Source organism: Mycobacterium sp., assembly GCF_025933915.1.
Classification (GTDB): domain Bacteria; phylum Actinomycetota; class Actinomycetes; order Mycobacteriales; family Mycobacteriaceae; genus Mycobacterium.
In genome coordinates this window covers 1-8,455 of sequence record NZ_JAICZA010000177.1, presented here as the reverse complement: position 1 = coordinate 8,455, position 8,455 = coordinate 1, and the positions used below count along the sequence as shown (strand labels likewise).

General features: G+C 67.5%; 7 protein-coding genes. 2 read left to right on the top strand and 5 right to left on the bottom strand.

Annotated features, from left to right (window positions below):
* The 4 genes from Q0W90_RS21025 to Q0W90_RS21010 all read right to left on the bottom strand — a co-directional run.
* Positions 1-846, bottom strand: an 846-nt coding sequence (locus tag Q0W90_RS21025) for an alpha/beta fold hydrolase (protein ID WP_297776345.1), incomplete at its 3' end; no start/stop codon positions are given.
* Positions 847-908: 62 nt separating this feature from the next.
* Complete coding sequence (locus Q0W90_RS21020; RefSeq protein ID WP_297595599.1) at positions 909-2,303, bottom strand: wax ester/triacylglycerol synthase family O-acyltransferase; 1,395 nt, start codon at positions 2,301-2,303, stop codon at positions 909-911.
* Between the two features lie 275 nt (positions 2,304-2,578).
* The gene (locus Q0W90_RS21015) at positions 2,579-3,019 is read right to left on the bottom strand and encodes a nuclear transport factor 2 family protein (protein ID WP_297776341.1); all 441 of its coding nucleotides are present in this window, start codon (positions 3,017-3,019) and stop codon (positions 2,579-2,581) included.
* Positions 3,020-3,182: 163 nt separating this feature from the next.
* Complete coding sequence (locus Q0W90_RS21010; RefSeq protein ID WP_297595597.1) at positions 3,183-4,028, bottom strand: SDR family oxidoreductase; 846 nt, start codon at positions 4,026-4,028, stop codon at positions 3,183-3,185.
* Between the two features lie 196 nt (positions 4,029-4,224).
* Between Q0W90_RS21010 and Q0W90_RS21005 the strand changes: the two genes are divergently transcribed.
* Both Q0W90_RS21005 and Q0W90_RS21000 read left to right on the top strand, forming a co-directional pair.
* Positions 4,225-5,280, top strand: coding sequence for an alpha/beta hydrolase (locus Q0W90_RS21005; RefSeq protein ID WP_297776338.1), 1,056 nt, complete (start codon positions 4,225-4,227; stop codon positions 5,278-5,280).
* A 160-nt stretch (positions 5,281-5,440) separates the two neighbouring features.
* On the top strand, positions 5,441-8,107 hold the full coding sequence (locus tag Q0W90_RS21000; protein WP_297595595.1) for an FHA domain-containing protein: 2,667 nt from the start codon (positions 5,441-5,443) through the stop codon (positions 8,105-8,107).
* Positions 8,108-8,131: 24 nt separating this feature from the next.
* Here the strand turns inward: Q0W90_RS21000 and Q0W90_RS20995 are convergent, their stop codons facing one another.
* Positions 8,132-8,296, bottom strand: coding sequence for a hypothetical protein (locus Q0W90_RS20995; RefSeq protein WP_297595594.1), 165 nt, complete (start codon positions 8,294-8,296; stop codon positions 8,132-8,134).
* Positions 8,297-8,455: the final 159 nt, after the last annotated feature.

Genomic DNA, 8,455 nt, shown 5'->3' with positions numbered 1-8,455 from the left:
GAACGCCTCCTTGGCCTCGATCATCGCCCAGTGCCCCGAGTTGGGGAAGATGTGCAGTTCCGCGTTGGGAATGGTGCGCATCGGGATGAGGGCCATGTCGGGCGGGCTCACCCTGTCGTCTCGGCCCCAGGTCAGCAGGGTGGGCGCGGTGAGCTTGTGCATGACCGCCCACGGCAGCGGCCGGTCGGAGGCGTTCAGCGCGGCATTCATCGCGCCGAAGGCCGCCTTGCCGTACATGCGTCGCGCCGCGGCCAGGGTGTCGGGGTCGGTGGCCAGCCGCCAGCGCTCCTCGATCAGCTGCTCGGTGACCAGCCCTTGGTCGTAGACCATCGATTTGAGCCAGTCGACGAGGCGTTGGCGCGTGGGGTCCTCGACGAATTCCTGCAGCAGTCGGATGCCCTCGCTGGGGCTGGGGCTGAAGATGTTGGTGCCGATTCCGCCGATGGTCACCAGCCGACCGGCGCGATCGGGATTGTGGGTGGCGAAGTTGATGCCCACGCCGCCGCCCATCGAGTTGCCGACGATGTGCACCGTGTCGACGCCGAGCGCGTCCAAGAAGGGCGATACGGTGCCGAACGCGGTGACCATCGGGTGGCCGCCGAAGTCGTCGCTGACCCCGAACCCGGGGAATTCCAGGATCAGGCACCGATAGTGGGCGGCGAACGCCGGCAGCACCCCACGGAAGTTGCGCCATCCGGTGACGCCGGGCCCAGACCCGTGCAGGAACAGCAACACCGGAGCGGAAGAGGGGCCCCCGCTGTCGTAGTAGCGCAAAGTGCCTTTTTCCGTGCTGATTTCACGCAGGTCTTGCTCGGCGAGGGCCGTCTGTTCAGAAGTGTCTGCCACGGATGTCAGCCTGCCATGCCGCGGCGCCGCGATGGGACAGGGTTCCGCTGAACGGGCGGCCGTCAGGTTCGGCCGCGGGCCGCCGCGCTGGAATTCATCAGCTCCTTGAGAGCGACGGGAAACGCGTCGGCCAGGTCCCAGAGGTCGGGCACGAGGTCGGGGCAGGAAATGATGCCGACGCCGAGCCGCCCACCCAGCGACATCACGGTGATATTGAGCCCGGCGCCTGCGATGATCGGGCCGAGCGGGTACATCGCGTCGAGCCGGCAACCGAGGAAGTAGAGCTGTTCTCGCGGCCCGGCCACGTTCGACATCACCAGGTTGTGCGGCGGATTCTCGGGCAGGGGTATGCGCGGCAGCAGTTTCCTGGCGGCGCCGAACATGGTCCGCCCGGCCACCTGCGTCCAGTCCTGCAGCAGTGTCGCGCCCATCGCGGCGGAGTGATCCTTGGCGGCGGCGTTTCCGGTGGCCATGCTGGCGAGCCGTTCGGCGGGGTCGTCGATGTGGATGTCCAGCCGGCACAGCATCCAGGTCATCTGGTTGCGGCCCGCCCGAGAGGATTTGCCGCGGACCGACACCGGCACGCTGGCCACCAGGGGAATGGTCGGCAGGGCGTCGCGGTCCAGGAAGTACTGCCGCAAGGCGCCCGCGCACAGCGCCGTCACCACGTCGTTGACGGTCACCCCGAACCGGCGTTTGACGGTTTTGACGTCCTCGAGATCCACGCCGATCAGGGCCACGTTGCGGCGCCGGGTGAAGGAGCCGTTGAACGCCGTCGTCGGTGCCGCGAACGGCGCCGCCATCGTACGGCCGCCGGTTCGCGCGCGCAGGACCGTTCCCGCCAGCGTCAGCGCGGTCGCCGGCACGATTTTGGCCAGTCGCCACGGCCGCAACGCCGCCCCGATGAGCCCGCTCGCGGCGATCTGCGCCGGATTGGTCGTCGCCGCGCGGTCGGCCGGTTCTGGCGGCGGGGCGTCCGGAGCGGGGGTGCACAGTTGCGCGAGCAGGTTGGCCCCGCCAACGCCATCGACCACGGCATGGTGGACCTTGAGGACGACAGACAGCGCGTCGGTGCCGTGCAGGCGTTCGATCACCCACATTTCCCACAGCGGACGATCGCGATCGAGCGCCAGCCCGGCGACGTGGCCGCAGATGTCCGCTAACTCTTTGGGCCCTCCCGGCGATGGCAGGGCGACGCGGTGCAGGTGGCGAGCCACATCGAACCGATCGTCGTCCACCCACACCGGATGGTCGAAGTTCAGTTGGTTGTCGGCCAGCTTGAGGCGGAATTCGGGCACGGTGTCCAACCGCGCCGACAGCGCCGCACGGAAACGCTCGAAGGTGTAGCCCCCCGGCATCGTCATCGGATCCAGCTCCAGCACGCAGCAAACATTTAACGGTTGCGTCGGTGATTCCAGATGCAGAAAGAAGGCGTCTAACCCACTGAGTCGTTGCATATTTGCCCGTCTCTTGTGTGCGGCCATGACCGCTGGTCATGTGACCGGCGGTCACCCGGGGCCTCCTGAAGGGGCGCACGACCGGGGTGACCGCAATGTGTTGGTGTGACGTGTGTGTGTAGCCGTTGAGGGGCTTTCGGCAAACATGTCGCCGGTACATTTAACGAAATCGCCATCTCGCCGACGCTCGACGGCCCGCTGGGCGCGGGTTGCCCGCTGCTACGAAAGCCTCACGCGCGCATACGTTTTGACGTTGGCAGCGACCACTTCGCTGGTCAGGGCTGTCGAGCCATCGCAGAGTCGGGCGCTGCCCAGTCGGTCGACACCCGGCGGCGCTTGATCAGCCAGGTTCCACCATCGGGCACCAGGATGTCGCGGTAACGGCCGCAGTGGTCGAGACCGATGTGGGTGATCACGGTGAAGTACGACTTGACTTGCGCCTGCTCGGGTGCGAATTCGGTAAACAATAGATTCGTAACGTTATGACGGACAATGGGTTTGACGTCGACGGCGACGGCAATCTTTCCGCTGATACCGCGCAGAAATGCCGCGATCGCCGATCGTCCGTGCAATGGCTCGAAACCGCGTATCTCGAGAACACCGTCCACGCAAAAAGTCTCCGCGAGGCCGTCGAGCGCACCGGCATCGCCGGACCAGTTATAGCGCGCCAAGGTGTCACGGATTTGCTCACGGGCCACCAGTTGCCACATTTCCACCGTGACGACTCCTCGCGTAGCGATGTTGGGTCAAGAGCGTAGTCGATGCGTCGAGGACGCCGTGGCACCGGGCGCCGCCGCAGCGTTTCCAAATGGGCTGAACGGCAACGCAAGTAGGCCGCAAACCCGTATGGTCCCGAGCCGCACCCTGCGGCATGCGTGCTCAGGGGTCGACGGGCCGGTTCGTCCACTCTCGGCCGGGCCGGCGTGAGGAGCGGAACCATCCGCCGGCCGCGCCGGTGCCGCCGTCGGTGGGGATGGTGTGGCCGGTGACGAACGACGACAGGTCCGACGCCAGAAACAGGATCACGCGGGCCTGATCTTCGGGCAGGCCCATCCGCCCGACCGGGACCCACTGCGGCCACCGCGTCTGTTCCTCGGCTGAGAGCCATTGCATGTAGGGCACTTGCAGGGACTCGGTGACGTCGGGAGCGATCGCGTTGACCCGCACCCCGCGGTTGCCCACTTGGACCGCGAGGCTGCGCGTGAAAGCGATGACCGCGGCCTTGAAGGCGGCATACACCGGATCCTCCGGGTAGCCGCGCTGGCCCTCGACCGACGAGACGTTCACGATCGTGCCGGTGTGTCGGTCGACCATGGCGGGCAGGAACGCCTGGGTGAGCAGGAAGACGTGGTGCAGGTTGATCTGGTACAGCTCATCCCAGAGGCGCGGGTCGGTGTCGACGAAGTTGCCGGGGTGGCGCAACCAGTGGCCAACGTTGTTCACCAAAACGTCGACCCGGCCATAACTGTCCAGCACGGTCCGGGCCAAGTGGGTGACCTGATCGGGGTCTCGGACGTCGGCGACGACCGCCCGCGCGGAGTGGCCGGATGCCGTGATCGCGGCGGCGGTCGCGTCGGCGAGCTCACCGTCGATGTCCGCGATGACGACGTGGGCACCGTGTCGGGCGAAAAGCCGCGCGGTGGCCGCGCCGATGCCGCCCCCGCCACCCGTCACCACCGCTACCCGGTCGGCCAGCAACAGGTCGGGATGATCTCCGTGTGTCATCGCTCATATCTTGGGCCACTGGCCAGACTCGGCCACAGCCGGTCCTACCCAAATCTGGCCGCGCGACATCCGAAATCGCGATGGGCGAGCGGTACCCATCTCTGCCGCCGGCAAACGTGACGTACCCGACATTTGCTGCGTGCTGGATCGACGGGCACGCCGGGTACCCGGTTTTCCACTGAGGAGTTGATGACACATGGTGAGCACAATCGATCCGATCCATATATTGCCGAGCGTGGCGACGACGCGGCGCATGCATCATCGCCATAGCCCGCAGTCGGTTGCCGTATCGCTCGCCAGCCGCCTGATCGTGAAGAACGCGGTCCGCGCGTGGGCGGTGACGCCTAACCTGCACTGGCCTTTCGAGTATGTCGACGGGCTCGCGGGATTGGTCCCACGGTTCGGATCTGCCGCGGAGACCGAGTCGGTGCGGCTCGAGCACTGCGCCGCGGAGTGGGTTCGCGCTCCCGGCGTCTCGGGGGATCGAGCGATTCTGTATCTGCACGGCGGTGCGTTCCTCACCTGCGGCCTCAATACGCATCGCTCGCTGGTGACTCGCTTGTCGAAGGCGGCCGACGCCGCCGTGCTCACCGTCGCCTACCGGAAGTTGCCCGCACATCAGATCACCGACGCCATCGACGATGGGATCAGCGGCCTGCGATGGCTGCAGGATCGTGGCTACGACGGCGACCGGGTCGTGGTGGCCGGCGACTCGGCCGGGGGATACCTGGCGTTCATGACCACGCTGCTCGCGATTCGTGAGGACGTCATGGAGCCGGCCGGGGTTGCGACCATCTCGCCGTTCACCGACGCGGACCCGGTACGAAAACTCAAGCATCGCAACGCGCGCAAGTGCTCGATGTTCACCCGCCGGGCATTCTCGATGTTCGCTGAGTACCTCGGCAACGCACAGGTTTTGGAAGGTCGGGGCGACGCCACGGTTGCCTCACCGGTGGATGCCGACCTGTCCTCGTTGCCGCCGGTGACCATTCACGCGAGTTCGGACGAGTTGTTGGTCGCCGACGCAGAATTGATGGCGAAGCGCCTGGAAGCCAGCGGAATCCGCTGCGATCTGCACCTGTGGGACGGGCAAATTCACGACTTCCCGTTGGCCGCCGACATCTTGCCCGAGGGCAGGCGGGCCATCCAGTACCTCGGGGATTTCGTCAAGGACGTCACCCCTGTCGGAAACAGGTTCGGAAGCAAGGCCCCGAACGTACGCCGCCTGCGCAGCGCCGCGACGGCGGTTTGAAACCGCCGAAAATAACTGTGCAGCAGGGTGATTGGATCGGCGACACCCTTGCTCGCTTCCGGGAGCTTCGGTTGCCTCACGCTGCTGGCGGCGGCGGAAGGCGGCACCCGGGGATGAACGGGACGCCTAGGTCGCGCCGCTGCCGTTACAGTTGGTCCTGATGACCCCACCAGGCCCGCCTGCGCTGACCGTGCGGTACGAGGGAGCCGAGCGCACCTTCGCGGCAGGAAACGATGTAGTGATCGGACGCGACCTTCGCGCGGATCTCCGCGTCGCCCACCCCCTGATCTCCCGCACGCACCTCATCGTGCGATACGACCAGGGCCGATGGACGGCCGTCGACAACGGCAGCCTCAATGGCCTCTATGTCAACAGCCGCCGCGTGCCGGTCGTCGATATCCAGGATGGGCTGCGCGTCAACGTCGGCAATCCGGACGGTCCGGCGTTGTCCTTCGAGGTCGGCCGCCACCAGGGTTCGGCCGGGCGCCCGCCGCTGACGACATCGATACCGATCGTCAGCACCCCCAGCGGACCGATGGTGGGGGCGCCACCGGGCCCGCCGACCGGCGCGCAACGACCCGACCAGCCCCAGCAGCCGGCGTCGGCCTCGTTCCGCCACCCCGTACATCCGCCCACCGCCGCGCAACCCAGTCACCCGCCGAGCGGACCCATCCCGAGCCAGCCGCCCAGTGGAACGACCCCGAGCTATCCGTCGGGTCCGCAGGCGCGCTATCCCAGCGGCGCCCTGGCCGCGCCGCCCAGCGGATCCCAGCCCGCACCGCAGATCTACCGGGCGCCGTCGATGCACGCGGCCCCGCCCACGGGCCGCGTCGGCGGTGACTCGTCGATCCTCGCGACGTCGATGATGAAGATCCTGCGGCCGGGCAGGGCGGGGCTGGAGTCGACGCCGGGTGCGACCACGATCGGCCGCGCCAACGACAACGACATCGTCATTCCCGAGGTCCTGGCATCACGCCACCACGCCACCCTGATCCCGGCGCCCGGCGGCACCGAGATCCATGACAACCGCAGCATCAACGGCACCTTCGTCAACGGCGTCCGGGTCGATTCGGCCGTGCTGCGCGACGGCGATGTCGTCACGATCGGCAACATCGACCTCGTCTTCGCCGGCGGCACCTTGGCCCGCCGTGACCAGACCGCGACCGCGACGCGCACCGGCGGCCTCGACGTGCGCGGGGTGACCTGGACGATTGAGAACACCAAGACGCTGCTGGACAACATCTCGCTGACGGCCCTTCCCGGGACGTTGACGGCGATCATCGGGCCATCCGGCGCTGGCAAATCGACGTTCGCCCGGCTGGTCGCCGGGTACACGCACCCCACCACGGGCACCGTGTCGTTCGAGGGGCACAGCGTGCACGCCGAGTACGCCTCGTTGCGCAGCCGAATCGGAATGGTGCCGCAGGACGACGTGGTGCACGGCCAGCTGACCGTTCAGCAGGCGCTGATGTACGCCGCCGAACTGCGGCTGCCGCCGGACACCACCAAGGACGACCGCGCGCAGGTGGTGGCCCGGGTGCTCGAGGAACTCGAGATGACCCAGCACCTGCACACGCGGGTCGACAAGCTGTCCGGCGGGCAGCGCAAGCGCGCGTCAGTGGCGCTCGAGTTGCTCACCGGTCCGTCGCTGCTGATCCTCGACGAGCCGACATCCGGGCTGGACCCGGCGCTGGACCGGCAGGTGATGACCATGCTGCGGCAGCTCGCCGACGCCGGTCGTGTGGTGCTGGTGGTGACCCACTCCCTGACCTATCTGGACGTCTGCGACCAGGTTCTCCTGCTCGCACCCGGCGGCAAGACGGCGTTCTCGGGGCCGCCCAGCCAGATCGGTCCCGCCATGGGCACCACCAACTGGGCCGACATCTTCAGCACCGTCGCCAACGACCCCGACGGATCCAGGGCGCGCTACCTGGCCCGGACCGGACCGCCTCCCGCGCCGCCCCCGGCGGAGAAACCCGCCGAACTCGGCGATCCCTCACACACCAGCCTGGTCCGGCAGTTCTCCACGATCGCGCGTCGCCAGATGCGGTTGATCGTCTCGGACCGTGGCTATTTCGTGTTCCTGGCGCTGCTGCCGTTCATCATGGGTTCGTTGTCGATGTCGGTGCCCGGCGATGTCGGCTTCGGCATCCCGAACCCGATGGGTGCTGCCCCCAACGAGCCGGGGCAGATCCTGGTGCTGCTGAACGTCGGCGCGGTGTTCATGGGCACCGCACTCACCATCCGCGATCTCATCGGGGAGCGCGCGATCTTCCTGCGCGAGCAGGCGGTCGGCCTGTCCACGTCGGCGTATCTGCTGGCGAAGGTGTGCGTCTACACGGTCTTCGCGATCGTCCAGTCGGCGATCGTGAGCATCATCGCGGTGCTCGGCAAGGGGGCACCGACCCAGGGCGCGGTGGCCCTGGGCAAACCCGGGCTGGAGTTGTTCGTCGACGTCGCGCTGACATGCGTCGCCTCCGCCATGCTGGGCCTGGCGTTGTCGGCCGTCGCCAAGTCCAACGAGCAGATCATGCCTCTGCTGGTGGTGGCCGTCATGTCACAGCTGGTGTTCTCCGGCGGGATGATCCCGGTGACCGGCCGGGCGGGGCTGGATCAAATGGCCTGGGCCACGCCCGCCCGATGGGGATTCGCGGCGTCGGCGTCCACCGCCGACCTGACCAAACTGGTGCCCGGCCCCCTGACCCCGAAGGATTCGCACTGGCAGCACACGCCGGCGGCGTGGTGGTTCGACGTCGGCATGCTGATGCTCATCAGCGCCGTCTATCTGGGTTTCGTGCGCTGGAAGATCCGCCTCAAAGGCGGCTGATCGCTCGCGGGCGGGCCGCGTCCGTCAAGCGCCCTTGCGGACCGTCTGGTCGGCCGCGGCGCGCATGCGGTCGGACAGTCGCAAAAGATTGTGCTCGCCTACGCCCAGGGGAAGGGTGTACGCCAGCTGCCTCAACTCGACGGCGTAGCTGCGCAAATCTTCACGGAGGCGCATCTCGACAGTGGGCATGATTTCTCCCTCGGGCTGGGGCAGAGTGCTTGGTCCGCGTCGACCAGCCAACCTGACGAAAAATTTTGGCAGCCCTGGGGCGGATCCGCGAGAGCGTCGACGCGATTTAACGGAAGCTTGACCGCGGATTTACAGCACGGGCGCGCTGGTGGCCTCCCG

What these genes read in the sequence shown, in the direction of transcription:
- Q0W90_RS21000 (WP_297595595.1), top strand. Translation starts at nt 5,441, where the DNA reads ATGACCCCACCAGGCCCGCCTGCGCTGACCGTGCGGTACGAGGGAGCC.
- Q0W90_RS21020 (WP_297595599.1), bottom strand. Translation starts at nt 2,303, where the DNA reads ATGCAACGACTCAGTGGGTTAGACGCCTTCTTTCTGCATCTGGAATCA.
- Q0W90_RS20995 (WP_297595594.1), bottom strand. Translation starts at nt 8,296, where the DNA reads ATGCCCACTGTCGAGATGCGCCTCCGTGAAGATTTGCGCAGCTACGCC.
- Q0W90_RS21005 (WP_297776338.1), top strand. Translation starts at nt 4,225, where the DNA reads ATGGTGAGCACAATCGATCCGATCCATATATTGCCGAGCGTGGCGACG.
- Q0W90_RS21010 (WP_297595597.1), bottom strand. Translation starts at nt 4,028, where the DNA reads ATGACACACGGAGATCATCCCGACCTGTTGCTGGCCGACCGGGTAGCG.